This window comes from Radicibacter daui, assembly GCA_030657355.1.
GTDB lineage: Bacteria > Pseudomonadota > Alphaproteobacteria > Radicibacterales > Radicibacteraceae > Radicibacter > Radicibacter daui.
This window is the reverse complement of sequence record CP131056.1, coordinates 451021-476765: the sequence shown is the minus strand read 5'-3', so window position 1 is coordinate 476765 and position 25745 is coordinate 451021. Positions and strand designations below refer to the sequence as shown.

Here is a 25745-nt window from a genome sequence, read left to right as displayed (position 1 = left end):
GTCCGGCCGGGGCCCGCCGAACCGTCATCGCCGTGATCGGCACCCATGTGACGCCTTCCTCCCTTTTGTGCCGGCCGGACATCCTGCCCGCCTGTTGCATTGCGACACCGCGTCCGCGCAAGCCCTTGCTAAGTCACCTCCTACACGCTTAGCTTGAGTGAGGAAGCGAAGAGCCGGTCAGGCCAGCGGAGGAACAACAAGACAATGACAAAGGCTGACGAAGAAAAACCCGCTCCGATTACCATCAAGAAATATGCGAACCGGCGCCTCTACAATACCGCAACCAGCAGCTATGTGACCCTTGATCACCTTGCCGGCCTGGTCAAGGAGGGTGCCGACTTCGTGGTCTATGACGCCAAGACAGGCGAGGACATCACCCGCTCGGTGCTGACCCAGATCATCGTCGAGGAAGAGAGCAAGGGCGGGCAGAACCTGCTGCCCATCAGCTTCCTGCGCCAGCTTATCGCCTTTTATGGCGACAGCATGCAGTGGGCGGTGCCGCGCTACCTCGAACATTCAATGCAGGCCTTCTCCTCCAATCAGGAGCGCATGCGCGACTATATGAAGAACTCGCTGGCCCCGATGGGCGGGATGCCGGCGATGTTTCCCTTCGGCGCCGCGCTGGAGGAAATGGCCAAGCAGAACATGGCGCTCTTCGACCGGGCGTTCCAGGTGTTCTCGCCCTACTCTCCGCCGGCTTCCGGAAGCGCCGCTCCGCAGCGCCCGGCCAGTACCGGCAATCCGGCCGAGGATGCACTCAACATGCTGCAATCGCGTCTCGACGAATTGCAGCAGAAGATCGACAAGCTGAGCAAATAACGCCTTCCGGAGACGGAAAACAAAAGCGCCGGCGGCTCCCCGTCGGCGCTTTTGTTTTCAGCGTCCTCAAACGCCGGAGCCGGTCATTCCTGCAACAGCGTTTCGCGCACGCGGGACCAGCGCCGCTCAAAGGCGCTTTCCATGTGCTTGCCACCGATGAGATCGCGGGTCGGCAGCGTCAGCTTCTTGCGCAGGTCGCCAAGCGCCTGGCCATCGGCACGGGCGCCGGTCTTGGTCAGTGGATTATTGCCGTTGAGCGCACGCACGAGGCGCAGCAGCAGGGATGCCTGGGTACGCGGCAGGCGCCCCCGGCTGATGCCCTTGGAAATCCAGAGGTGATTATTCCAGCCGCCGGCACCGGGAACGGCGCTTTCGCCCATCACATAATCGGCCAGCACCATGAGGGCCGCGGCCAGATTCTTGTGATCGCCCAGCAGGTCGCGGATCATCTCCGACATTTCCAGCACTTCGGCGCAGATCTCGTCCGTCAGCTGCCACATGCGGTCTTCCTTCGCCATGATGGCGATGTTGAAGACCTCATCCAGCTTGGCCGGCCAGGCGCGGAATTCGCCCAGATATTCGCTGAGCGCTGCATTGAAGGCAAAACGCCCGCCATCTTCCGGCGACAGTTCAGCCGATCGCGCCAGCGCGGCCACGGCATCCTCGCGTGACTTGATCACCAGCTTGCGGCCGGTGGAAAAGCCGGTGGCCCGGTTCATCGCCTCGGCAAAGATCTTGTCCATCCGGCTGGTCAGCACCCCAGCATCCACATCCTTGGGCGCGTCCTGCCAGAACTTGACGAAGATGAAATAGAAGGCACCCGGCAGCCGTTCCTCGCGGAAGAAGCGCTTCATGTGCTGGCCGCCATGCACGAACTCGGTCGGGGAGATGACGAGTTCGGTCAGGAAATTTTTCATGATCTGGCCGACCGCCCGGCGCACGACCGGGTGATAGATGTCTTCCAGCGTCTCGAACTTGCAGTTGAAGGGGTCCGGCTCGAGGCAGATAGTCGCTTTCTTGGCGCCAGCTACGGCCTGCTGGCTCAGCACTTCGCGCTCCTTGCGGCGCCCGCCGAGCCCGGACCACTCTTCCACCACGCGCACCGCCTGCACGCCGGGCACGCCCAGATGATTGCGCGCACTCTGGACGGCAGGGGCCTCCTCGTCGAAGGCAGATTGCAGCGCCCAGCGGTTTTCCTTCTGGACGTACACCTCGAACTTGGAGTTGCGAGAAAACATCAATCACCGACCTGGTAGCGACACCCAAAGCCGCCAGCGAAACGAGCGCAGACGGACCCAGCTGCCATTTTTACCGCAAACTTATTAAGGAAAGTTAACCAGCCTTCGCTCAATGGCCCGATTTGAGGCGGAAGAAGGGTTGCAGCCGGCAGTTTGCCTAATTAGGCTCTGCCGCGTTTCCTTGCGCCCGGTCCCTTTCCGGGCGGGCGTTCCCCCAATCGCAAGCAAAGCTTCAGAAAGCGCGAGTCATGTCGATCATCGCCGACCGTCTTTCCCGTATCAAGCCGTCACCGACCATCGCCGTCACTACCAAAGCCCGCGAGCTCAAAGCCGCTGGCCGCGATGTGATCGGTCTTGGCGCGGGCGAGCCGGATTTCGATACGCCGGAGAATGTCAAGGACGCGGCCATTGCCGCGATCAAGGCCGGTCATAGCAAATACACCGACGTGGCGGGCATTCCCGAGCTGCGCAAGGCGATCTGCGCCAAGTTCAAGCGCGAGAACAACCTGACCTACACGCCCGACCAGGTGACCGTTGGCACCGGCGGCAAGCAGGTGCTCTACAACGCGCTGATGGCGACGCTCAATCCGGGCGATGAAGTCATCATCCCGGCGCCGTTCTGGGTCAGCTACCCGGACATGGTGCTGCTGGCCGAAGGCGTGCCGGTCATCGTCGAGGGGCCCGAGAGCACCGGCTTCAAGCTGCAGGCGGCCGACCTTGAAAAGGCAATCACGCCCAAGACCAAGTGGCTGGTGCTGAACTCACCCAACAACCCGACCGGCGCCGCCTACACCGCGGCCGAGCTGCGCGCCCTTGCCGACGTGCTGCTGCGCCACCCGCATGTCTGGGTGATGACGGACGATATGTATGAGCACCTCGTCTATGACGACTTCAAGTTCGCGACCATCGCGGAAGTGGAGCCGAAGCTCATCGACCGTACGCTCACCGTCAACGGCGTCTCCAAGTCCTATGCCATGACTGGCTGGCGCATCGGTTACGCCGCCGGCCCGCTGCCTGTCATCAAGGCGATGAACGCTATCCAGTCGCAGTCGACCTCCAATGCCTCATCGGTTGCCCAGTGGGCGGCCGTCGAAGCGCTGAACGGTCCGCAGGATTTCATCGCCGAGCGGGCACTGGCCTTCAAGGACCGCCGCGATCTCGTGGTCTCGATGCTGAACCAGGCCAAGGGCATCAGCTGCAAAACCCCGGAAGGCGCCTTCTACGTCTATCCGTCGGTTGCCGGCTGCATCGGCAAGAAGACGCCGGACGGCAAGGTCATCGAGAGCGATAGCGACTTCGTGACCTACCTGCTGGAAGCCGAAGGCGTGGCAGCGGTGCAGGGTGCGGCCTTCGGCCTGTCGCCCTACTTCCGCATCTCCTACGCCACCTCGACCGATGCACTGGAAGAAGCCTGCCGGCGCATCCAGCGCGCCTGCGGTTCGCTGACCTGATCAGGTGCCCTGAACGGGCCTGGCCGTCTGTGCCGGCCCGATCAGGCTTCTGAAGTGTCCCATGCCCCCGTTCTCCTTTGCCGCCTTCCGAGGGGGCGCCGGAAAACGGGGGCATGCTTGTTTCAGGGTCCGGCAGCTTACTTGTCGCTGTGGCGGCAACGGGTTACCGTCCGCCCTTGGGGGATAAGCGGGGATGATGAACCGCAGGGGCAAGGTAACCGGCAGAACGTGGCCGGCGGCGACGGCCGCCGGCCTCTTGGTCGTGACATCAGCGGGCAGGGCCCTGGCCGCCGAGGCAACCGTCGTGTCCGCAAACCCGGCGCTTCTGGCAACGCTCGCCGGTCTGACCCTTGCTCTCGCCGTGACCCTGTTTTTTGCCCTGCGCGCCCGCCGGCGCTCCCAGCAGCTTGCGGAACAGCTGCATGATGAATGGCGCCTGCGCCATGCCGCAACCCCGCTCATCGCCACGGTGGATGGCGAAGGGCGCATCAAACGGCTCACCGGGGCCGATAGCCTTGGCCTTGCGCCGGTCGAGGACGGGCTGCCGGCAAGCTTCCTGACCGTGGCACTGCTCCCCGGCGACAGCCTTGCCGGCTCGCCGCCGCCCTGGATGATGCATCTGACACAGGGCGGGCAGGAGCGTTATCTGCTCGGCTGGCCGGCACAGGAAGCACCGGAGAGCCTTTCCGCCACCCGCCGCATCTGCCTTTCCCCCGCCAGCTCCCTCCTGGGAACGATGGATGAATTGCAGGCGACCCGCGAACAGCTTGAGCAGCTCACCGCAATGCTGGATACGCTGCCACTACCGGTGTGGCGACGCGATGCCTCGCTGCGCCTTGCCTGGATCAACCGTGCCTTCGTGGATTTTGTCGAAGGCAATGACCGCACAGGCGTGCTGGAGGACCAGCGCGAGCTGGCCGCAACCCCCGCCTTCGGCACGCCGCGCCGCCTTGCGGAAAAGGCCCGCGAAAGCCACACGCTGGAAACCCACAGCCTGCCGGTGATCGTGAAAGGTGAGCGCCGGCAGATCTCGCTCAGCGAAATGCCCTTGCAAGCCGCAGCTCCCGGCGCGCCGGGCTACCTGGGCTGGGCGCTCGACGAAAGCGCGGCAGCAGCCCTTTCCCGGGAATTCGAGCGGCACCGGCAGGCACAGGCCGAGATTCTGGAGGCCATGGGCGCCGCCATCGCCATCTTCGGTCAGGATACGCGCCTGACCTTCTACAACAGCAACTTCGCCCGCCTCTGGCGGCTGGAGGAGCGCTGGCTTGACGGCGCCCCTTCCTATGCCGAGCTGCTGGACAGCCTGCGCGCCCGCGGCGCCATTCCGGAGACGGAAAATTTCCGTGACTTCCGCTCCCGCCAGCTTGCCCGCTTCACAGCACTGCCGGCAACGGAAGAAGAGGTGCTGCACCTGCCGGACGGACGTACGCTGCGCGTGGTTATCGCCGCGCATCCACCCGGCGGATTGCTGTTCAGTTACGAAGACGTAACGAATGCCCTGGAGCTGCAGGCCTCCTACGATACGCTGATGGCGGTACAGCGCGAGACGCTGGATAACCTTGCCGAAGGTGTTGCCGTGTTCTCCAGTGACGGCCGCCTGACGCTGCTCAACCCCGCCTTCATGCGCCTCTTCCAGCTGAGCCCGCCGGAGACGGCACGCGGCCCCCACGCCGCCGAACTGGTCGACCGGATGCTGACGGTGTTCCCGCATCCCGATGCGGAACTGCGGCGCGAGCTTCTGTCGCTGGCGCTCGAGCGCTCCTCACGGGCCCTGCGGGCCGAGCTCAATCAGGGGCTGGTGGTGGAGATCAGCAGCGTGCCGCTGCCCGACGGAGCGATGCTCAACACCGTGGTCGACATCACCGACACCGTGCAGGTGGAACGCTCCCTGCGCGCCGACAACGCGGCCCTGACCGAGGTGGGGCGCATCAAGAGCGAATTCCTCGCCAATGTCACATCGCAGCTCAGAAGCCCGATCAACGCTGTACAGGGTTATGCCGACATCCTGCAGCGCGGCCAGTTCGGCGAACTGACACAACGGCAGAACGATCAGGTCGACGGCATTCTGGAAGCCAGCGAAAAGCTGCGCCGGCTGATCGACGACATCCTTGACCTTGCCACCATCGAAGCCGGCATGCTGTCGCTCGATCTCGCGCTGGTGCCGGTGGCAACGCTGCTGTCCGAAGCCGGGGAGATTACCCGCGACTGGGCCCGCCGCAGCGACGTGGCACTGGTGATCGATTGTGCGAGCGATGCCGGCCTTATTCTCGGTGACCGGCGCCGGCTGGTCCAGGTGCTGTTCCGCCTCGTCAGCAGTGCCATCCGCGCGACGCCAGCGGGCGGGCGCGTGCTGCTGAGCGCCCGGCGCAGCCCGGACGGGCTGGAGATTACCGTCAGCGATACCGGCCTCGGCGGCCCTGGCATCGAGCCGGGACTGCTCTTTACCCCCTTTGACCGCGCCGCCCGCGGGCGCGACGGCGAAGGGCCGGCATTGGGCCTGACGCTGGCCCGCAACATCATAGAACTGCATGGCGGCAGCCTGACGCTCGGTGCCCAGCCGGGTGGCGGCACGCGGGTGTGCCTGACCCTGCCCGCCACCCAGGCCCTGCCGCTGCTGCCGGACGATGCCCTTGAGGATTTTGCCATGAGTGCCAGAAGCTCTGCTGCCGGCCTGCAACTGGACCTGCCGGACCCGGCAGCCACCGACCGTCTGGGCGAGGCGTTGGGGCCGCTGCTCGCCCCCGGCGATTCGGTACTGCTGGAAGGGGATCTCGGCACCGGCAAGACGGCGCTCTGCCGTGCCCTCATTCGCCGCCTTGCCGGATCGGAAACGGCCGTACCCAGCCCCACCTTCACGCTGGTGCAGACCTACGAGACAGCTGCCGGACCGCTGGCCCATCTTGACCTTTACCGGCTGGAAGAGCCCGACGAAGTGCTCGAGATCGGCTGGGAAGAACTGGTGCAGGACAGTATCTGCCTGGTGGAGTGGCCGGCCAGGCTTGGACCGCACACGCCGCGAAACCATCTGCTGGTGCGGCTGGAGATGACCGCGACCGGCGGACGCCGCGCCCGGCTGGAAGGACGGGGAAGCTGGCAGGCGCGCCTTGCGGCAGCGGCTTCGGCACTGACCGGCGTGGCCGGCCTTGCCGAGCTTTCCTGACAGCCCCGCCACGGCAGGGGCAAAGGCTCAACAAAGGGAGTGAGTGCGCATGACCCAGCTTGTTGTCGCGACAGTACTCTTTCTTGTCCTGCATTTCGGGCTCGCCGCCCCGCCGGTACGAGGCCGGATCATCGCCCTCACCGGCGAGATGGCCTACCGCGGCCTGTTTTCACTGGCGGCCACGGTGCTGATCGTCTGGGTTGCGCTCGCCTATCGCAGCGCGCCCTACATCAGCCTGTGGGCACCAGCCGCCTGGCAGCACTGGCTCGCCATCATCCTCATGCTGCCGGCAACGATCCTCATCGTGTGCGGCATGACCCAGCCCAACCCGACCGCCGTCGGCGGCGGGAAACTGCCGCCTCACGGCAGCGACATGGCGCGGGGAGCCCTGCGGGTGACGCGGCACCCGATGATGTGGGGCTTTGGCCTGTGGGGCATCGTACATGCCATCGCCAACGGTCATCTGGCCGGGCTCGTCCTTTTTGGCGGCATGACGATCCTCGCGCTGGCGGGCACGCTTGCCATCGATGCCAAGCACGCGCTCCGCGATGCGGAAAGATGGCGTGATTTTGCCGCCGCCACCTCCAATCTTCCTTTTGCGGCCATCGTTGCCGGACGGCAGAGGCTGCCTTTCGGCGAAGTAGCGCCGTGGCGGCCGGCTGCCGGCGCCCTGCTTTGGGTCGCCCTGATGGCGCTCCACCCCTATGTCATCGGCGTCAGTGTCCTGCCGGCCTGACGTTGTCCTGAAGCTTCTCCTGAAACCCTGAAAGAAAAGACATGTCCGATACTGCAAACCGGCCGAGCCTGACCGTCGAAGGCGCCCGTAAAGTGATGGAAGCCGCCAAGGCGGAAGCGACCCGCAACGGCTGGGCCGCCACTATCGTGGTTGCCGATGCCGCCGGGGTGGCGCTGCTGCTGGAGCGCGACGAAAAGGCATGGGCGGCGAGCGTCGATGTAGCCCTAGGCAAGGCTGCCTCCGCCATCCGTTTTGGCCGGCCGACGGCTGCCCTTGAGGACATGATCAATGGCGGGCGTACGGCCTTTGTCGGCACGGCCGACGGCACACCGCTGCGAGGCGGCCTGCCCATCGTCCAGAACGGCGCCGTAATCGGCTCCATCGGCGTCAGCGGCCTGACGCCGGAGCGGGACGAGCAGGTGGGCAAGGCTGGCGTCGCCGTCTTCGCCTGACCGGCCGTGCAGAAAGGGCAGCGCCCGGCGTCGCCCTTCTTTTCATGCCCCCGCAGCGCAAGCGCGCACATGGCAGCAGGCGCCTGGAGGCATAAGCCACGCGGCATCGGTTTTTTGAATTTTCAGGGGAAAGATGGTGGGCGGTACTGGGATCGAACCAGTGGCCACTGCGATGTCAACACAGTGCTCTACCGCTGAGCTAACCGCCCACTCTTGAAACCTTTTCAGTCACCGCAAGGCAGGCTGAAAGGGCCGGCTCCGAAGCGCCCTGCGCGTCGGGTGCCGGGTAGTTAGCAAAGGGGCCGGGCCCGTGCAAGCCTTTTTGAACGCTCCGTCACGCATGGCTCCCGCGACGATGGGCATAACAGCGCGGCTGGCCGGCAACGATTAGACTTTTGCCACGGGTGACTATCGTGGCCCTGTGGGATAAACGGTTGGTTATGGATGCACTCAGCGCACGGCAGTCTGGCACCGTGGCCGCCCTTTCTCCGGCCGGCCAGGTGATCGACATTCTGGAGCCAGCCCTCCAGAAAACCCCCATCGTGCTCGCCTCCCCGCACAGCGGCAGCTTCTATCCCGACAGTTTCCTGGCCCAGAGCAGGCTCGACCGGTTGAGCTTGCGCCGCTCGGAAGATTGCCACGTCGATGCCCTGGCCGAACCCGCCGCGCGTCTTCTGGGAGCGCCGCTGCTGAAAGCGCTGTTCCCGCGCGCCTATGTGGATGTGAATCGCGAACCGTGGGAGCTCGACCCCGGCATGTTTACCGGCGACCTGCCCGGTTTCGTCAATGCCCGCAGCCCGCGTGTCATCAACGGCCTTGGCACCGTGGCGAAGGTGGTGGCGCAGGGGCAGGAAATCTACCGCCACAAGCTCGACTTCGCCGAGGTGGAGCGCCGCATCGAGGAACACTACCGCCCCTATCACGATGCGCTCGACCGGCTCATTGAACGCACGCAGGAGCGCTTTGGCCTCTGCGTGCTGCTGGACTGTCACTCAATGCCGTCCGAATCGCAAACCACCCAACGCGCCCGCGGGGGCCGCCACGCTTCCGATATCGTGTTCGGCGACTTTTTCGGTGCCTCGTGCGATCCCGCACTGGTGGGCGCCGCGGAGGCGGCAGCCCGTACGCGCGGCTTCGAGGTCGCGCGCAACAGCCCTTATGCCGGCGGCTTCATCACCCGGCATTACGGCCGGCCAGAAGCCGGCATCCATGTGCTGCAGATCGAGATCGGCCGCTGGCTTTACATGGATGAGGCGACGCTGGAGCGCCGCGAAGAAGATTTCGGCAAGCTGGCCGGGGATTTATATCACATTGCAGCCGCGATTGACGTTCAGGCCCGCAAGACACTTGGCAGGCGCCCCCCTCCCGCCGCATAAGGGGTCCCGCAAGACCCGGCATCCCGGCAACCCCGTGGATGGACCGGGTCTCTTTCACTCCGCCCGGGCCGGCTCTGCCGCGCCCATTCTTGTGACCGACATCTTGCCGAGGCGCCGCCGATGTCCCGTCAACCCCGCCCCGAGACCCCTCATCTCATCGATCCCGCGCAGCCGCGTCCGGCGCGTTTTACCGATGTGACGGTTCGTCCGGCGCGCGACAGCGACGTGCCCGCTTTCCAGCAGCTTTATGCCCATCACGTGACGACCACCATCGCCACGTTCGAGGAAGTGCCGCCAGCGCGCGAGGAGATGCTGCGCCGACTGCGCGCCGTGCAGAGCGCAGGCCTGCCTTACCTGGCCGCCGAGCTGGAAGGGGAGGTCTCTGGCTTCTGTTATGCAGCGCCGTTCCGCGCGCGCTCGGCCTACCGCTTCCTGGTCGAGGATTCGATCTATGTGAAGCCGGGCATCGAGGGTCGCGGTGTCGGCCGCGCGCTGCTGACCGCGCTTATCGACCGCTGCACCATGATGGGTTACCGGCAGATGATCGCGGTGACCGGCGTGACGGCGCAGGATACCCGCTCCACCCTGCTGCACGAGCGGCTGGGCTTTGAACGCGTGGCGCACCTCAAGGGCGTGGGCTTCAAGCAGAACCAGTGGGTCGATATCGTGATGCTGCAGCGCTCGCTCGGCGACGGTGATGCCACCCTGCCGCCCCCGCCCGAAGGCTTCGAGCGCGAATTCATTCCGCTGATCCGGCCGGCGATTCTCTGATCGCCCACGCAAGGAAACTCCCAAAAAGAAAGGCCGCGACAAGCGCGGCCCAAGTCTAGGGAGGAAACGCCCAATAAAGTGCGCTGCGGAATGGTTGGCCAGCGAAAGCCTCCAGCCATGCCGCACTGCAACATTTGGCCTTTTCCGCATAAATTTCAAGGGCCCGCTTCACATTTTTTGCCCCAAAACGGCCAGAAAAACTGGAACCCGCCCCTAAAAGATGCTGCAATGCACATTAAAGATTGCAGCCAATTGCCGCTCTTGCGCGTTGAGCGTTTGTGCAGGAATGCGCCGGGGACTCCGGCACATGAGCAAAACCATCCGCAAGGCGTCCCATGCCACCCCGCCCTGCCGACTGACGGCTGAAGGGAAAAGGGCGCTCGTTTCCCCCTCCAGAGGCTCTTCGGACCCTCTCGCCTGCCGGGGTGCCGGGCAAAGGACGCTCAAAAAGGGAGACAGTAATCACCATGGCCGGAGAAGGCGTTCCATCAACTCACCAGACAATCGACAGCCGAGTAACGGGCTTTCAGGGTGTACCAGGTACAGACGGGGACACCCTGCCACCACCACCGGCACTGGGCGTGGATGACTGCCTTTTTCTGGATTTCGATGGCACGCTGATCGATATCGCCGCCACTCCCGATGCCGTCATCATCCCCGCCGGATTACCGGCGCTGCTGCAAACCGCACATGATCTGCTGGGCGGTGCCCTCGCCATCGTCTCCGGCCGGCCGCTGGAACAGATAGACCAGCTGCTGGCCCCCTTTGCCGGCCCGGCCGGCGGACAGCACGGGCTGGAGTGGCGCCGGGCGGCAGAACTTCCCGTCGAAAGCCCGGAACCTGACCGCGCCGCTCTGGCCACCATTACCGGCAGAATGCAACAGCTGGCTGGCCTCCATCCCGGCCTCAGGGTTGAAAACAAGCCGCATGGTGCGGCGCTTCATACGCGAGGCGCTCCCGGGGCCGATCCGGCCGCCGCCGAGGTTGCCGAAGCACTGGCCCGGAAATTTGCCGGCAGCTTCGAACTGCAAGCCGGCAAATGCGTCTACGAGCTGCGCCAGAGCGGCGGCGACAAGGGCAGCACGGTGCGCCACATGATGGCCGAGCCGCTCTTTGCGGGCCGCAGACCTGTTTTCATCGGCGACGATCTGACCGACGAGGCCGGGTTTGAAGCCGTGCTCCCCTTTGGCGGCAGCGGCGTGATCGTCGGCGAGCGTCGGCCTACGCGGGCGACGACCAGCTTTCCAACCCCGAAGGAGCTTCACAGATGGCTTACAGACTTCATCAGCCAGGTGCAGCCGCGTCCGGGAGACCAGCAACCATGAGTCGGCTCGTCGTCGTTTCCAACCGTGTTGCCGCCCCGAACCCCGGCAAGGCCGCCGCCAACGGCGGCGGCCTTGCCGTTGCCATGCAGGAGGCGCTCTCCACCACCGGGGGGCTCTGGTTCGGCTGGTCCGGCCATGCCAGCGATAGCCCGCAGTCTGAGCCGCATATCGCCGAACATGCGGGCGTGACCTATGCCCAGCTCGACCTGTCGGCTACCGACTATGACGAATATTACAACGGCTACGCCAACTCGACGCTGTGGCCGCTCTTTCACTACCGTCTCGATCTGGCCGCGTTCCGCCAGCGCACCTATGCCGGATACCACCGGGTCAACGCCCTCTTCGCCCACAAGCTGGCGCAACTGCTGCGCCCCGATGATGTGATCTGGGTGCATGACTATCACCTGATCCCCATCGCCGAAGAGCTGCGGCAGATGGGCTATACCAACCGCATCGGCTTTTTCCTGCACACGCCATTTCCGGTTCCGGAGGTGCTGGGCGCGCTGCCCAACCTCAAGCTGCTGATGCGCAGCTTCTGCGCCTACGACCTCATCGGTTTCCAGACGGAATCCGATAATGCGGCCCTGCGCCGTTACCTGACCGACTGGGCCGGCGGACACGTGCTTGAAGACGGACGCATCGAGGCGTTCGGCCGCACTGTCGAAACGCAGGTATTTCCGATTTCCATCGATGTTGCCGGCATGTCGACGCTGGCGGCCCAGATTGCCAAAACTCCCACACTCCGGCGCTTCGTGCGCTCGCTCAACGAGCGCCAGCTGGTGCTGGGGGTCGACCGGCTCGATTACTCCAAGGGAATGCCCCAGCGGTTCGAGGCCTTTGGCAAACTGCTCGAAAACTATCCGGACATGAACAACCGGGTAACGATGATGCAGATCGCTCCGCCCTCGCGGGAAAACGTGCCGGAATACCAGGCGATCCGGGCTGAGCTGGAGCAGATTGCCGGCCATATCAACGGCCAGCATGCCGAGTTCGACTGGCAGCCGCTGCGCTACATCAACAAGGGTTACGGCCGGCGCACGCTCGCCGGTTTCTACCGTATTGCCCGCATCGGCCTCGTCACCCCGCTGCGCGACGGCATGAACCTTGTCGCCAAGGAATTCGTCGCCGCCCAGGATCCGGAAGATCCCGGTGTGCTGGTACTGTCGCAATTTGCCGGCGCCGCTTCCGAGCTCGGCGGCGGGGCCCTGCTGGTCAATCCCTATGATATTGAAGATTCAGCCGAGAACCTTCGCCGCGGCCTCTCCATGCCGCTGGACGAAAGAAAGGAGCGCTGGCAAACCATGTGGGCAGTGCTGGAGGCGAACACCATCGAGCACTGGCGCAAGGCCTACCTCAAAGCTCTTCACGCAACGGCTGGATAATGACCGAGACCTCCCGCAATCCGGACGCCTACCCCGCCCTGATCGCCGATATCGGCGGCACCAATGCGCGCTTCGCCCTGATGCAGGAGGATGGCAGTTACGTCTCCAAGGTGCTGCAATGCGCCGACTATCGCGACGTGATCGGCGCGGCGCGGGCGTTTCTGGAAACGGTGGATGAAAAGCCGCGGCACGGCGCCTTTTGCGTGGCGACCGCCGTTACCGGCGACCGCGTCTCGCTGACCAACAACAGCTGGTCCTTCTCCATCGAAGACGTGCGCAAGGCGCTGGAACTGGGCACGCTGCAGGTCGTCAACGACTTTACCGCCGTTGCCATGTCGATGCCCTTCCTTCAGGAAAAAGACCGCCGGCAGATCGGCGGTGGCCGGCCGCTGGAAGGTGCGCCCGTCGCCGTGGTCGGCCCGGGCACCGGCCTTGGTGTCTCCGGCCTCGTGCCCTTCCGAGGCCGCTGGATCAGCCTTGCCGGTGAAGGCGGGCACGCCACCTTTTCGCCGGCAACCGAACGCGAGGCAGCGATTACTGCGCGCCTGCGCCGCCGCTTTGACCATATCTCGTTTGAGCGCGTGCTCTCCGGCATGGGCCTCGTGAACCTTTATGAAGGCATCAACGAGATCGACGGCCATGTGCGCCCGCACTACAAGCCGCACGAGATCACCGAGCAGGCCCTGGCCGGCGCCGACCCGGCGGCGCGCGAGGCCCTGGAGATTTTCTGCTCCATCCTCGGCAACGTCGCCGGCAATGTGGCGCTGACATTGGGCGCCCGCGGCGGCGTCTTCATCGGGGGCGGTATTCCGCCCCGGCTCGGCAGTTTCCTCGACGACAGCTCCTTCCGGGCCCGTTTCGTCTCCAAGGGGCGCCTCTCCTATTTCCTCGAGCCGATCCCCACATATCTGATAACGCACGAACTGCCGGCCTTCGTCGGGTTGCGGGGCCTGCTTGAGCAGGGACCGGACCAGGGCTGAAGGCCAGCCTGCCGCCGAAAGCGGCGCGCAGACGAAAAAGTGCGGGCGACGCCGGCCCGGCAGAGTGCCGGGCGGCCAGACGTGAAGGAAACGCGGGATGAAGAAGGCAGCTGCTCCCAACGCCGCCCGGGCATTGGCCCTGATGCTTGTTCTTGCCGTCAGCACTCTTGCCGGACAGGCAGCGGCAAGTGACCTCTGGTCCCCCTTCATCGGCACCTTTGCCGGCAGCACGATCGAGAAGGGCAGCGGGGTCGTGGAAAAGCGCGACCTCGCCGTGACCATCAAGACGCTGGATGACGGGCAAGGCTTCAATGTCGACTGGCAGGCGCTGATCTACCGCCCCGATGGTAGCATCGACGAAAAACGGCTCGATGTTTCCTTCCGCTCCTCCGGACGCGGCAATGTCTATTCCGCCGCCATGCGGCACGACATGTTCGGCCATGATGTCCCGCTCGACCCGATGAAGGGCGAGCCCTACCTGTGGGCGACCATCGACGCGGATACGCTGACGGTAAATGCGCTCATCATTGCCGATGACGGCCGTTTCGAAGTGCAGAGCTACGTTCGGAGATTGACGGCCAGCGGATTACATTTGATGTTCTTCCGGTCGATCGATGGGACTAAAACCAAGACCATCGAAGCGGATCTGAACCGCGTAAAATAAGCGACCCTTGCCCTGTATCACAGGGCCGGAGCGCCGAACGGTTCAGGTTCGACAAGAAAGCGGGGCGCGGTAAAGCCGCAGGCCCTCAATAAAACGCTATTAAAACAGTTCATCTGGAGACCTCGCTCACATGTCCAATCGCATGCTTCCCGTCGAGCGGCTTGCCTTCACCCGTGCCAACGGCACCCGGGTGCTGCCGCGTGCGCTGATTGCCGTGCTGGCGGTGCTGGTTGGCAGCCTCGCCCTGGCGGCCTCCGCCCGCATCCAGGTACCGTTCTGGCCGGTGCCGATGACCATGCAGGTCGCCGTGACGCTGCTGATCGGCGCGAGCTGCGGCCCGCGTCTGGCTGCCGCCACCGTCGGCGCCTACCTGCTTGAAGGCGCCCTTGGCCTGCCGGTGTTCGCCTCTGGCGCCGGTCTCGTCTACATGGCCGGACCGACCGGCGGTTATCTCGCCGGCTTCTTCGCCGCTGCCGTGATTGCCGGTGTCGCTGCCCAGGCCGGGCTCTTTGCCCGTCTGTCTACCGCGCTTGCTGCGATGGTTGCTGCGACCGCCGTTCTCTACGCGCTTGGCCTTGGCTGGCTTGTCGTCGGCATCGGCCTCGCTCCGGCGAAGGCGGTTGCCGTCGGCCTCGTGCCGTTCCTGCCAGCCGAAGCGCTGAAGATCGCGCTCGCCACCGCCGGTGCGCTGCAGCTCTACCGCCGCCGCAGCTAAACCTTTCCCGCAAGGGAACGGATAGAAAAACCGCCCCGCGAGGCTTCGCGGGGCGGTTTTCTTTTGGGCTCTATCGACACCGGGTCCTGGCGCCTATCCGGCGGCAACCTCCGACAGATGCTCGCGCACCAGAAGCCAGGTGCGGCTATCGGGGGCAAAGGCCTGGCGGGCCGTCTCGAACAGCCTTTCAGCCGTTGCCAGCTGCTGCCGGGCCTGATCGACCTCCTCGTTGGAGCAGGCGGCCTGCAGGTTGCGGGCGCAACGGGCGAGATCAATGCAGCCGACGGAGCGGGCCGGGGCGATCATGGCATGGGCAGCGAAGGCGGCATCCGCCGCACGACCCTCATCCAGATACCGTTCGATGTCGCGCAGAAATGTTTCGGACTGGCTGATGAAGATACCGGTCAGATCCCGGGTCCAGTTCTCCCCGAAATCATGGATCAACTGGCTCAGCGCCTCGACCATAGCCTGACTGGCCGGCGGAGCCTCGGTCGGAGCCGCATTCGCCTCGCGGTTGATGGCACCGGCCCCCGGCGCCCCGAGCGCATCGGCAAGCGAACTCGCCAGCATGGCGCCGTCGAAAGGCTTGGCGAGGAAGCCGTTCATCCCGGCGTTACGACAGGCCTCCATCTCCACATCCGCAGCGCCGGCCGTTGCGGCGATGATCGGCACCGCGCCGGGTTTACCGGCGAGCTGGCGGATGAGCCGTGTTGCGGCAATGCCATCCAGTTCCGGCATATGGATGTCCATCAGGATCACGTCATATCCGCCGCGCGCCGCCATCTCGACCGCCACCCGTCCGTCTTCGGCGACATCGACCTTGTGGCCCCAGCGGCGCAGAAAGCCGAGTGCAACGGTGCGGTTGACCGGCGTATCCTCGCACAGCAGCACATTGAGATTGGCCGGAATGGCAACCGGTGAGGCGACAGTCGGCGCCGGAGTGGCGGCCCCGGCCTCGCGTAGAGGCAGATCGAACCAGAAGCGGCTGCCTTCACCCTCAACCGAGGAAAAGTCGATACGGCCAGCCTGCTGCTCGACGATCTGCCGGCAGATGGAAAGCCCGAGGCCACTGCCGCCGAAGCGCCGCACGATGGTCGCATCAGCCTGACCGTAACTGCGGAACAGGCGCGAGCGCGCTGCCGGGGCGATGCCGATACCGGTGTCGGTTATCTGTGTGCGCACATGGGGAATCTGGTCGCGCTCGACGATGGAAAGCGCGACCGTCACCTTGCCCTTGTCAGTAAATTTCACCGCATTGCCGATCAGGTTCAGCAGCACCTGGCGGTAACGGGCGCTATCGCCCTCCACGAGAGTGGGCACACCCGCCTCTTCCTGGAAGTCGAGGTCAAGCCGCTTGTCGTTGGCACTCGGGCCCAGCAGCGTCATCACGCTGGTGATGACATCACGCGGATTGAAGGGCGCCATTTCATACTCGAGCGCCCCGGCTTCCAGTCGTGAGAAGTCCAGCATGTCATTGACGACAGTGAGCAGGCTTTGCGCTGATTCCCGCATCACCTTGAGGTAGCTGCCCTGTTCCGAACTACCGCCCGCATCCTGCGCCAGCTCGGCCATGCCGACGATGCCGCTGAGAGGCGTGCGGATTTCATGCGTCATGGAGGCAAGGAACATGGATTTGGCGGCGTTGGCCTCTGCCAGCTCGCGGGTACGGATCGCCACCTTGTGCTCAAGCTGCTCGTTGACCTGCTCCATGCTGGCGGCCAGCTCCGCACGCTCACGCATGGCGCCCCGGAAGGTCTCCAGCGCACCGGCCAGATCGCCGATCTCGTCGGTATCGCCGCCGTAAGGGATGTTGGTGGCCAGATCGCCGGCCGCGAGCGAACCCATTGCCTGGGTGAGACCATTGAGGCGGGAAAGCACCCGCCGCATGACGTAGAAGACAACGATGCAGAGCGTGCCGAGGATGCTGGCGCCGCCGGCCAGCGCCAGGGCGAGGAATGCACCGCCACGCACCGCGCCAGTCTTGGCGAGCGCGCTATCGAGGCGGCCATTGCGATCATCCAGCATGGTGTCGACGGCGTGGGAAAGCGCACTGGAAAGCTGCCGGGTCTCCTCGACCAGATCGGAAGCGCGGCGATCGAGCGCCAGCTCGGACTTGCGCAGGGCAATGAGCCCCTGTGACGGCGAGAGAACCGGCGCAAACTGATCCACCTCCTGCGCCACAACCGCGCCGAGCTCCGGACTTACCTCGCGGGCGAGACCCTTGAGGCCGTCGGCAGCGCGATCAGCCTGGAAGGAGAGCACATCCAGCTTGTCGGCATCGCTGACGCTGTCGGCTTGCAGCAGCCTGTCTACCAGCTCACCGGCGCGGTCGCGGGTCCGCGAGATCGTCAGCGAGCGGGCGGCCATCGCGGAGAGCGCGCTCTCACCGGAAGGTTGAGCCGCCGTGCCGCCCGACGGGGCCGGGTTGCCATCCAGAAGGTCGAGCCCTTTGCCGGCCACCTGAAGCCAGGGTTCGATCAGGTTTTCCAGCCGGCTGCGAAAGGCAAAGATGCGGTCGCGCAGCACGTCCCGGCGAACGGAAAGCTCACGACGCTGACGGATCAGATCGAAACTTTCGTCGATCAACCGCTCCAGCTCGGTCACATCCGCTTGCAGTGCATCCACCACATTGGGATCCGGCGCCCATTTGCGCAGCATCTCCAGCTCGGTGCGCATCCGGGTGAGCTCGGGCTCGACGCGGCGGCGGACCGCCTGCTGGCTGTCCGCATCGGGGGCGGCAAAGAGGGCGGGCGCGAGTGAGGTGACCCGCTCGACCTGACGGGAGAGGCTAAGGGCATTGAGCATGGCCGGCAGCTGCTGCGAGGTCGTCTCGTCCAGCACGCGGCCAACATTGTTGATGGCAATGATACCGGTTACAGCCGCAAATCCGGTCAGCAGGCTGGTGGCCACGAAAGCAATGATGAGCCGGCCCGCGATACGCTTGGACCAGCGACGTTTTTCCCCCTGTCCCGCAGGCCCCATACTTTTCACGCCTACACCTTTTGTCTGATAGGCTCTATTATATGGTCAGTTTTCCAATGGGCCAGTCCTGCCTGCCCAAAGGCACGATGAATCTCAGGAAAAAGTAAAAAACGTTGTACTGTGCCGGAAGTCCGTATCCGCACGCAACCAACAAACAGGCGTCCACCATCCATCTCCCGGGCATCGGGCCTCTTCGGCTCCAGAGGCTTTAGGGACTGGAATGGAAGGAAAGACCGGGGAATTGCCGAGGATGAAAAAGTGAAGCTGAAACGACGCCAGATCCTGGGCCAGGCCGGTGCAGGTCTCGCCGGTGCGACGCTGCTGCCCGTCGGCAGCGCTGCCGCCCAGGAAAGCGCCGCGGGCAAAACCCGCGTGCTGAAGCTGGTCAGCGACTACCCGGAAAAGTCGAGCTCGTTCAGGGCAACCAAACGTTTTGCCGATCTGGTGTCCCGCCTGTCGGCCGGACGGCTCAGGATCGAGGCCCATGGCGCCGGCCAGTTTGTGCGCGCCTTCGAATCCTTCGACGCCGTGGCCAAGGGCCTTGCCGACATGTATGTGTCGGCCGAGTTCTATTATGCCGAAGGCCGCAGCCCCGCCTATCACTTCTTCACCAGCGTGCCCTTCGGCCTGACGGCACGCGAAATGTGTGCCTGGATCGACTTCGGTGACGGGCAGGCGCTGTGGGACCAGCTGGCGGCGCGCTTCAACATCAAGCCCTTCTACATCGCCAATGCCGGCATCCAGATGGGCGGGTGGTTCAAGAAACCGCCGCAGAGCATGGAAGATCTGCGCGGTCTCAGATACCGCATTCCGGGCCTTGCCTCGCAGGTGCTGGAGAAGTTCGGCGTCATTACCGTGAACCTGCCCGCCTCCGACATCCTGCCGGCGCTGCAGGCAGGTGCGCTCGATGCCGTCGAGTGGGTGGGCCCGGCCTCGGACCTGTCGCTCGGCTTCCAGAGCATCGCGCCCTACTATGTCTATCCCGGCTGGCATGAAGCCGGCGGGGTCACCAGCCTCGGCATCAATCTCGACGTCTGGCATTCGCTCGACCCGGTCGACCAGGAACTGCTGGCTTTCGCCACACGCGAGAGCAATGCCTATGTGCTGAGCTACTACGACTTCAATAATCCGGTCGTGCTGGATCAGATGGAGCATGGCGGCGGCGTCACCCTGGCTGCCTTTTCGCCGGAAATGCTGGATGCCTTTGCCAAGACCAGCCAGAGCGTCATCGCCGACATCATGAGCGGCGACAGTTTTGCGCTGAAGGTGCTGGAAAGCTTCAACAAGTTCCTGAAGCAGGCCAACCGCTGGAGCACGGTGACGGACAGCGCCTATCTGGCGGCGCGCGAGCGTCTGTTCAGCTAAGCCGCAGAATCAGGGTGTTGCCGGCCGGCGGCCGGCTGCGCTGCGCTTCTCGATAAGCTCTGCAAGCTGGGCATTTTCGGCGGCAAGCCGCACGGCGTTGCCGGCGGCGCGTTCTTCTTGCGCGCGAGCCTCTTCGATGGTTGCCGCAAGTGCCCCCTGATCTGCCGCAAGCTGGGTAACCTCTGCCGCAAGGGCAACGGTGCGTGCCGACATGCGGCCGGAGTTTTCTGCCAGCAGCCGCAGCACTGTGCGGATCAGCGCGTCGCCCGCACTCAGGCGCTGGGTTATCTGACTGCGCTCCACCCGCACCAGCTGGCAGCCGGACGGTCCGGCCTCGGCATGAAAACGGGCCTTGGGGTCTTCCCCCAGCATCTCGCCGCCGAAAATCTGCCCTTCATGGAAGACGAGCGCCGCTTCGCGCGGCGTGCCCTGCGCCCACAGCAAGGCATCACCCGACCGCACCAGGAAGGTGGCGCCCACAGTCTCGCCGACGGCGAAAATGCGCTGCCCGGGTTCGAAGCCGACCGTATCGAGGATCAGCGACGGACGCACCGTGGCGAAGGAGGCCGGGTCCTGCGTCATCTCAGCGAGACTCCCGCCGCCAGGCGGCGGCAAACAGCAAGAGGGCAGCGATGAGTGCCGGAGCAAGCGGCAGCGCCGGCCGGCGCGAACTGCCCGTCACGACATAATCGCCATTGGCGGTAAGGCCGATCCAGCTGCGCCCGGCCTTGCTCTGGTGCGGACTGGGGCGACGCAACTCCGGCTCCGGCGTATCGGCCAGCCAGAGAGCTCCGCCGCCCGTGGCCGACAGCACCGGCGCCATCAGCTCGGAAGTCGTGCGCAGATCGGCACGCTCGGGCGGGTTGACTGACCCGACCACCGCCACGGCGCGCCGCTCGGTGCCATCGCGGTTGTCGACAAACTGCCAGAGGCCGGCTTCATCGGCCATCAGGGCCCCGTGAGTAAGGCCGTCCGGCCCCGGCTCCAGCTGAAGCGTCGTTTTCTGACCCGACGGGCTGGTGACCTCCACCGGCCCGGCTGCGGGCTTCATGCTCTGCCGCTCAACGGAAACACGCCGGCCCTCAACAGTGGCGCGCAACGCTTCTTCCTCCAGCTCCGGTTCCTTCATCAGCCAGTGAGCGAGACGGCGCAGCAGCTCGGCCTGCGGGCCGCCACCATCATAACCGCGCGCCCACAGCCAGAGCTGGTCGGAGAGCACCTGCGCCACCCGGCCTTCGCCGACATGGTCCAGTACGACCAGCGGCTTGCCGTCCTCTCCCTGCATCACGACAGAGCCGCTATGCACCTCCGCCTCCACCTGGCGGAACCAGTGGCCCCAGGCCGGGTTTGCCCGATCCGCACCCGGCGGCTGCAATGTTTCGGTGACCGGATGCCGCGCACCGACCTCGGTCACTTCGGGTTTGAAGGGGCCTTCCAGCATACGGCCAGTCGGCCCGGCCGGCAGCACGGCGCCAAGCTCGGTGCCATAAAGGCTGAAAGGGCCGGCAAAACTGGGCCCGGAGGAGACCAGCAGCGCACCGCCATTCCGCACATAGCGGGCGATATTCTCCAGATAGACGCCGGGGAGCACACCGCGCCGGCGATAACGGTCAAAGATCACCAGATCGAACTCATCGAGCTTGACCTCGAACAGTTCCAGAATGGGAAAGGCGATCAGCGACAGTTCGCGGATGGGGGTGCCGTCATTCTTTTCCGGCGGGCGCAGGATGGTGAAATGCACCAGATCGACTGCCGGATCGGACTTCAGCAGACTGCGCCATGTCCGCTCGCCGGGATGCGGCTCACCGGAGACCAGCAGCACGCGCAGCCGGTCGCGCACGCCGTTGACCACGATGGCCGCCCGGTTATTGGCTTCGGTCAGCTCTCCGGGCAGCGCATCGGCCTCGATCTCAAAGGCGGTGCTGCCGGCATGGCCCAGCGTGTAGGTCAGGGTCTGGTCGACACCCGGCTGCACTTCCAGCGTGCCCACCACCTGTCCGTCCTGCCGGACAACGACGCGGGCAGAGCCCTGATCCCCCCGCGCCTGATCATCCACCCGGATGGTGAACTCGACCGGCTTGCCCACCAGCGCGAAACTGGGAGCCCGCACGACGGTAAGGCGCCGGTCCACCTCATCATGATCGCCGGTCAGCAGCAGATGCACCGGGCCGATGCGCGGCAGGTCGCCCGGAGCGGGCACATCGTGAATCTGGCCATCGCTGATGATGACGGCCCCGGCCCGGCGGGCCGGCGGTACATCGGCGAAGGCTTCCATGAGCGGGCCGAAAAGCTGTGTCTTGTCCGCCAGCACCGCATCGCCGCCGGCCGGCGCACGAATAACCCTGAGATCAAGATTGCCGGCGGCCTCAGCCTGGCGCTGCAGGCTGGCGAGCGCCCGCTCGCTGCGCGCCCGCCGCTTACCCACCTGCTGGCTGGGGCTGGTATCGACCACCGCCACCGCCACGTCATGAATGGGCTGGCGCTCCTGCTTGATAAGGCCGGGATTGGCCAGCAGCAGCAGCATGAGGACCAGCAACCCCGCCCGCCAGCCGGCACCGCGCAGGCGACGCCAGAAAGCGACGAGGCAGATGATGAGACCAAGCCCGCCCAGCACGGCCAGCAGCGGCCAGCCGACATAAGGCGTAAAGGCGATGCCCCAACCGTTGAAGAGATCGAGCGTCATCGTCTATTGCCCCAGACGCTCAAGAATGGCGGGCACATGCACCTGATCGGCCTTGTAGTTACCGGTGAGCGTGTACATGACAAGATTGATGCCGGTGCGAAACGCCATTTCGCGCTGCTGCTCGCCGCCCGGCACGGCGGCGTAGAGCGGCCGGCCGAATTCGTCCGTCGCCCACGCACCGACATAGTCGTTGGAGCCAACGATGACGGAGGAAACCCCGTCCTGGTCCCCTTCATCGCGCGCCTCGACCCAGAGTGCGCCGCCGGAATAACGGCCGGGGAAATCCTGCAGCAGGTAAAAGGCCTTGGTCATCACATGCTGGGTGGGCATCGGCCCCAGCGGCGGCAAGGAAAGATCGGCGGCAACACGGCGCAGCGCCTGTCCGCGCGGGCCGGAGAAGGTGGCATCGGCATCGCGGGTATCGAAGAAGATGGTCCCGCCGAGACGGATATAATCTTCCAGTTTCTCGATCGCCTGCTGGCTGGGCGGAGCGGCATCGTCGGTAATCGCCCAGTAGAGGAGCGGGAAGAAGGAAAGCTCGTCCTTCTCCGGATCGACCGCCATGGTGCCGACATCGTCAAGCGCGGTGCGCTGGCGCAGCACGCCGGCAAGCGACTTGAGTCCGGCCTCCACCACACGGTCGGTTTCCTCATCGCCGGTACGCACCCAGGCAAGCTGGGTATCGCCGGTCGCCTTGAGGGCGAATTCTTCTTCCGCCGGGCTCAGCGCCGCATCGGCGCGGGCCGCACCGGGCAGGAACGCCCCGCCACCTGCCAGCAGCAGGCCGAGCAGGGCCACAGTGCTGGCGGCCCGGCGACGCAACCGGCCGGAAGCGCCACGCATCAGCACCGACAGCGCAAAATCGATAAGGGCAAGAGCCAGCGCCAGCGTCAATGCCAGCGGCCCGATTGCCCGTTCGGCATGAGCGACGAGCCCGCCGGTGGCAACACCGGCCGGCAGGGCCGGGAATAGCGCGACGCCGGCAAGGGCAGGGCCGAGATTGAGGGCAAAACGCTCCGTTTCATCACCGTAATAACCGGGAGGATGGCGGGGCCCGGCCACAGTTTCGGCAAAGGTCTTGCCGTCAATGGGCATGGCGTCGTCGCTGCTGGAGAGGTGACCGTAAGCATCCATGAGCGCTGCCGGGGCCAGTGGCTTGTCCGGCGGCGCCACTGACGATCCCTCCGCCAATGTCACCACCCGGCGCAGCATGTCGACGAAGAGGCCGGACAGGGCAAGGTTGGACCAGCCCGGTTCGGCCGTGGTGTGCACCAGCACCAGCAGTCCCTTGCCGCGATGAGCGGCGGTAACCAGCGGCGTGCCGTCGACAAGGCGGGCCCAGGTGTGATCATCAAGATCAATGGAAGGCTCCGCCAGCACCTGACGGGAAACCGTGACGTCCGGGGGCACCGGCAGGCCATAAAACGGACTGTTCTCTGAAAAGGGAGCCAGTTTTTCCGGCTCGGACCAGGAGAGGGCGCCGGAGAGCTGACGTTCGCCATGGCGCAGGCGCACCGGCACCAGCGGATCCTCCGCATTGGCCAGGGCAGAGCCGGCAAACCGCACCAGAACTCCGCCGGCCTCGACCCAGCGGGTAAGGCTTGCCGTCTCGGCTTCCGGCGGGTTCGGGGCATCGCCCATGACCAGAACGTTGACGCCGGCGCCAATAAGCTGCTGCAGCCCGCCCTTGCGCATCTGCCCGTAGGGCTCCAGAGCGCGCTCGAGATAAAAGGCATCGTCCAGCAGCGGCTGCGCTTCGGAGCCGGGGGCTTCGATGAGGCCGAGCAGCGGCTGGCGGTGGCGGCTGTCCAGCAGCATCACCGACGCGGCGCTGCCCTCTGCCGCCGAAGCGGAAGCGTCGATGCGGGCAACACGGTTGCGCAGCTCCAGTGGCAGGGTAAACCGTGCCTCGGCGGCACGCTGGCCGGCGGCATAATCGACCCCCTGCTCTTCCAGCAGGCGCCCGCTGGCATCACGCGCCCTGACGGTGAGATGTTGCTGCGGCCCACCGCCCGCCCATACGAGGCTGACGGCAAGGGCACCGTCATCCTCCTCTATGCCCGTAAGCGCCACCGGCGCATCGGGAACAGGCGCGCGCAGCACGGCGAGCCCGCCGAGCCGGCGCAAGGCCTCCATCAAGCGGGTCGTGCCGGTCTGATCATCCTTGCCCGAGACCACGCTGGACGCGATCCACACCACCGGCACGCCGTGGAGGGAGAGCCTCTCGACCTCGCGCGCGAGCAGGGCGCGGTCTGCCGGCCATGGCCGGGGGGCAAGGGTTTCAAGCGTCTGGCGGGCGATCTGGGCCGGCACCGGAGCAGGGGCGGCATCGGCCAGCCGGGATTCGCCACGGGCAAGAAGCTGGGGGTCGGGAGCGGTCCAGAGCAGCAGCACCGGCCTTTCTTCCCGCTCCGCCTGGGAGACCAGCTGCAGCGCGGCGGTGCGGCGCTCGTTCCAGCTCGCGGTTACCGACCAGTCGTTGTCGATGACCAGGACCAGTGGCCCCTTGCCGGAAATGGCGGCATTGGGGTCAAGCACCGGGCCGGAGAGCCCCAGCACCAGCAGGAAAACCGCCGCCATGCGCAGAAGAACCAGCCACCAGGGCAGTCGGGCGGGTGTCTCTTCCTCCGCCTTGAGGCCGATCAACAGCCTGAGGGCGGGAAACACCACCTGCCGCGGAGCCGGCGGGGTAAGCCGCATCAGCAGCCACAGCACCGGCAGCGACAACAAGCCGAGCAAGAGCCAGGGCGAGGTAAAACCGATGAAACCGAGAAGGCTGCCCATCACACCGCCTCCTCAAGGCTGCGGCCGCTGAGCGAAGCCCAGAGGGCCATCAGCGCGATGGTCGCCGGCCGGTCGGTGCGGTGCTGCAGATAGCTCCAGCCGCAGCGGGCACAGAAATCGGCAAGGCTGCCGCGCAGGGCAGCAAGGCGCTGGAGGTACCCCTCCCGCACCGCCTCGACGCGCGGCACCGTCAGATGATCGCCGGCTCCGGTGGCGGAGAGAAACTCGATACGCCCTTCATAGGGCAGCGTCTCTTCCGCCGGGTCCAGCAACTGGAGCAGATGGACGCGCACGCCCGAAGCGCGCAGCGTATCCAGCAGCGCCTGCGTTTCCTCCCACGGCGCCAGAAAATCGCTGACCAGCACCAGATCGGCCCCGCGCGGCAGATGGCCGAGGGCGAAGGGGGCAGAGGTGGCAAGCCCGTGCTCAAGCCCGAGCGCCACCCGGTCAAGCGCGGTGCGGCCAATACCCGGCCGCTCGCCGCTGCCCGCCAGCGCCACACGCTCGCCGCCGCGCACCAGCAGGCTGGCGAGGGCCAGCAGCAGCAGATCGGCAGCCGACCGCTTGGCCGGTAGCTCCGGAGCGCTCTGCCAGTCCATGCCGGCATCGGCGCTACGCCAGAGCCAGACACCCTGGGCGATCTCGTTCTCGCGCTGGCGCACATAGAGCCCCTGCGAACGGGCGGAGCGGCGCCAGTCGATGCGGTGCGCCGGCTCTCCGGCTTCATAGGGGCGGTATTGCCAGAAACCATCCCCCGGACCGGCGCGGCGGCGGCCATGCAGGCCATGCACCACCGAATCCGCCAGATGGCCGGCAGCCACCATCAGTGCTGGCAGCGACGCAGCCGCAGCCTCCGCCTCAT

The 25745-nt window shown here is 65.5% G+C and carries 19 protein-coding genes and 1 tRNA gene; 13 read left to right on the top strand and 7 right to left on the bottom strand.

Features of this window, described 5'->3' with window-relative positions; all coding sequences use genetic code 11:
* The first annotated feature begins 204 nt into the window (after positions 1-204).
* Positions 205-819 (top strand): polyhydroxyalkanoate synthesis repressor PhaR, encoded by a 615-nt coding sequence (gene phaR / locus QTL98_RS02270; RefSeq protein WP_445680613.1) that lies wholly within the window; start codon positions 205-207, stop codon positions 817-819.
* Positions 820-902: 83 nt separating this feature from the next.
* Here phaR and QTL98_RS02265 read toward each other — a convergent pair whose 3' ends face one another.
* Positions 903-2057: a hypothetical protein gene (locus QTL98_RS02265; RefSeq protein WP_445680612.1), complete on the bottom strand. Its 1155-nt coding sequence runs from the start codon at positions 2055-2057 to the stop codon at positions 903-905.
* Between the two features lie 248 nt (positions 2058-2305).
* Between QTL98_RS02265 and QTL98_RS02260 the strand changes: the two genes are divergently transcribed.
* The 4 genes from QTL98_RS02260 (at position 2306) to QTL98_RS02245 (ending at position 7856) form a co-directional block, all read left to right on the top strand.
* Complete coding sequence (locus QTL98_RS02260; RefSeq protein WP_445680611.1) at positions 2306-3508, top strand: pyridoxal phosphate-dependent aminotransferase; 1203 nt, start codon at positions 2306-2308, stop codon at positions 3506-3508.
* 304 nt (positions 3509-3812) lie between these two features.
* Positions 3813-6668, top strand: coding sequence for a tRNA (adenosine(37)-N6)-threonylcarbamoyltransferase complex ATPase subunit type 1 TsaE (gene tsaE, locus QTL98_RS02255; protein WP_445680610.1), 2856 nt, complete (start codon positions 3813-3815; stop codon positions 6666-6668).
* Positions 6669-6717: 49 nt separating this feature from the next.
* On the top strand, positions 6718-7404 hold the full coding sequence (locus QTL98_RS02250; protein ID WP_445680609.1) for an NnrU family protein: 687 nt from the start codon (positions 6718-6720) through the stop codon (positions 7402-7404).
* Between the two features lie 41 nt (positions 7405-7445).
* Positions 7446-7856, top strand: a complete 411-nt coding sequence (locus QTL98_RS02245; protein ID WP_445680608.1) for a GlcG/HbpS family heme-binding protein — start codon at positions 7446-7448, stop codon at positions 7854-7856.
* A gap of 134 nt (positions 7857-7990) precedes the next feature.
* On the opposite strand, the gene QTL98_RS02240 is transcribed toward QTL98_RS02245, so the two are convergent.
* Positions 7991-8065 (bottom strand) — tRNA-Val (locus QTL98_RS02240).
* A gap of 231 nt (positions 8066-8296) precedes the next feature.
* Here QTL98_RS02240 and QTL98_RS02235 point away from each other — a divergent pair.
* The 7 genes from QTL98_RS02235 (at position 8297) to QTL98_RS02205 (ending at position 15069) form a co-directional block, all read left to right on the top strand.
* Positions 8297-9232, top strand: a complete 936-nt coding sequence (locus QTL98_RS02235) for an N-formylglutamate amidohydrolase (protein ID WP_445680607.1) — start codon at positions 8297-8299, stop codon at positions 9230-9232.
* 120 nt (positions 9233-9352) lie between these two features.
* Positions 9353-10003: a GNAT family N-acetyltransferase gene (locus QTL98_RS02230; protein ID WP_445680606.1), complete on the top strand. Its 651-nt coding sequence runs from the start codon at positions 9353-9355 to the stop codon at positions 10001-10003.
* A 581-nt stretch (positions 10004-10584) separates the two neighbouring features.
* Positions 10585-11328 carry a trehalose-phosphatase gene (otsB, locus tag QTL98_RS02225; protein ID WP_445680605.1) on the top strand — a complete coding sequence of 248 codons (744 nt, stop codon included), beginning with the start codon at positions 10585-10587 and terminating at the stop codon, positions 11326-11328.
* Entirely contained in the window at positions 11325-12710 is a 1386-nt protein-coding gene (gene otsA / locus QTL98_RS02220; protein ID WP_445680604.1) for an alpha,alpha-trehalose-phosphate synthase (UDP-forming), read from the top strand. The genes otsB and otsA overlap by 4 nt, the downstream gene beginning before the upstream one ends.
* Entirely contained in the window at positions 12710-13690 is a 981-nt protein-coding gene (locus QTL98_RS02215) for a glucokinase (RefSeq protein ID WP_445680603.1), read from the top strand. The genes otsA and QTL98_RS02215 overlap by 1 nt, the downstream gene beginning before the upstream one ends.
* Positions 13691-13787: 97 nt before the next feature.
* Positions 13788-14354 carry a hypothetical protein gene (locus tag QTL98_RS02210; protein ID WP_445680602.1) on the top strand — a complete coding sequence of 189 codons (567 nt, stop codon included), beginning with the start codon at positions 13788-13790 and terminating at the stop codon, positions 14352-14354.
* A 130-nt stretch (positions 14355-14484) separates the two neighbouring features.
* Positions 14485-15069 (top strand): biotin transporter BioY, encoded by a 585-nt coding sequence (locus tag QTL98_RS02205; RefSeq protein WP_445680601.1) that lies wholly within the window; start codon positions 14485-14487, stop codon positions 15067-15069.
* Between the two features lie 93 nt (positions 15070-15162).
* On the opposite strand, the gene QTL98_RS02200 is transcribed toward QTL98_RS02205, so the two are convergent.
* Positions 15163-18051 carry an ATP-binding protein gene (locus QTL98_RS02200; protein WP_445680600.1) on the bottom strand — a complete coding sequence of 963 codons (2889 nt, stop codon included), beginning with the start codon at positions 18049-18051 and terminating at the stop codon, positions 15163-15165.
* Between the two features lie 258 nt (positions 18052-18309).
* Between QTL98_RS02200 and QTL98_RS02195 the strand changes: the two genes are divergently transcribed.
* The gene (locus tag QTL98_RS02195) at positions 18310-19416 is read left to right on the top strand and encodes a TRAP transporter substrate-binding protein (RefSeq protein ID WP_445680599.1); all 1107 of its coding nucleotides are present in this window, start codon (positions 18310-18312) and stop codon (positions 19414-19416) included.
* A 9-nt stretch (positions 19417-19425) separates the two neighbouring features.
* Here the strand turns inward: QTL98_RS02195 and QTL98_RS02190 are convergent, their stop codons facing one another.
* The 4 genes from QTL98_RS02190 to QTL98_RS02175 are packed head-to-tail and all read right to left on the bottom strand — an operon-like array spanning position 19426 to position 25707.
* On the bottom strand, positions 19426-19998 hold the full coding sequence (locus QTL98_RS02190; protein WP_445680598.1) for a cyclic nucleotide-binding domain-containing protein: 573 nt from the start codon (positions 19996-19998) through the stop codon (positions 19426-19428).
* A 1-nt stretch (position 19999) separates the two neighbouring features.
* On the bottom strand, positions 20000-22099 hold the full coding sequence (locus QTL98_RS02185) for a hypothetical protein (protein ID WP_445680597.1): 2100 nt from the start codon (positions 22097-22099) through the stop codon (positions 20000-20002).
* Positions 22100-22102: 3 nt separating this feature from the next.
* Complete coding sequence (locus QTL98_RS02180; protein WP_445680596.1) at positions 22103-24883, bottom strand: DUF4159 domain-containing protein; 2781 nt, start codon at positions 24881-24883, stop codon at positions 22103-22105.
* Positions 24883-25707, bottom strand: a complete 825-nt coding sequence (locus QTL98_RS02175; RefSeq protein WP_445680595.1) for a DUF58 domain-containing protein — start codon at positions 25705-25707, stop codon at positions 24883-24885. Before QTL98_RS02175 ends, QTL98_RS02180 begins: the two co-directional genes overlap by 1 nt.
* Positions 25708-25745 lie beyond the last annotated feature (38 nt).

Excerpts from the sequence above, each read along its gene's own strand:
- phaR (WP_445680613.1), top strand. The coding sequence starts at position 205 with ATGACAAAGGCTGACGAAGAAAAACCCGCTCCGATTACCATCAAGAAA.
- QTL98_RS02265 (WP_445680612.1), bottom strand. The coding sequence starts at position 2,057 with ATGTTTTCTCGCAACTCCAAGTTCGAGGTGTACGTCCAGAAGGAAAAC.
- QTL98_RS02260 (WP_445680611.1), top strand. The coding sequence starts at position 2,306 with ATGTCGATCATCGCCGACCGTCTTTCCCGTATCAAGCCGTCACCGACC.
- QTL98_RS02250 (WP_445680609.1), top strand. The coding sequence starts at position 6,718 with ATGACCCAGCTTGTTGTCGCGACAGTACTCTTTCTTGTCCTGCATTTC.
- QTL98_RS02245 (WP_445680608.1), top strand. The coding sequence starts at position 7,446 with ATGTCCGATACTGCAAACCGGCCGAGCCTGACCGTCGAAGGCGCCCGT.
- QTL98_RS02235 (WP_445680607.1), top strand. The coding sequence starts at position 8,297 with ATGGATGCACTCAGCGCACGGCAGTCTGGCACCGTGGCCGCCCTTTCT.
- QTL98_RS02230 (WP_445680606.1), top strand. The coding sequence starts at position 9,353 with ATGTCCCGTCAACCCCGCCCCGAGACCCCTCATCTCATCGATCCCGCG.
- otsA (WP_445680604.1), top strand. The coding sequence starts at position 11,325 with ATGAGTCGGCTCGTCGTCGTTTCCAACCGTGTTGCCGCCCCGAACCCC.
- QTL98_RS02215 (WP_445680603.1), top strand. The coding sequence starts at position 12,710 with ATGACCGAGACCTCCCGCAATCCGGACGCCTACCCCGCCCTGATCGCC.
- QTL98_RS02210 (WP_445680602.1), top strand. The coding sequence starts at position 13,788 with ATGAAGAAGGCAGCTGCTCCCAACGCCGCCCGGGCATTGGCCCTGATG.
- QTL98_RS02205 (WP_445680601.1), top strand. The coding sequence starts at position 14,485 with ATGTCCAATCGCATGCTTCCCGTCGAGCGGCTTGCCTTCACCCGTGCC.
- QTL98_RS02200 (WP_445680600.1), bottom strand. The coding sequence starts at position 18,051 with ATGGGGCCTGCGGGACAGGGGGAAAAACGTCGCTGGTCCAAGCGTATC.
- QTL98_RS02190 (WP_445680598.1), bottom strand. The coding sequence starts at position 19,998 with ATGACGCAGGACCCGGCCTCCTTCGCCACGGTGCGTCCGTCGCTGATC.
- QTL98_RS02185 (WP_445680597.1), bottom strand. The coding sequence starts at position 22,099 with ATGACGCTCGATCTCTTCAACGGTTGGGGCATCGCCTTTACGCCTTAT.
- QTL98_RS02180 (WP_445680596.1), bottom strand. The coding sequence starts at position 24,883 with ATGGGCAGCCTTCTCGGTTTCATCGGTTTTACCTCGCCCTGGCTCTTG.
- QTL98_RS02175 (WP_445680595.1), bottom strand. The coding sequence starts at position 25,707 with ATGGTGGCTGCCGGCCATCTGGCGGATTCGGTGGTGCATGGCCTGCAT.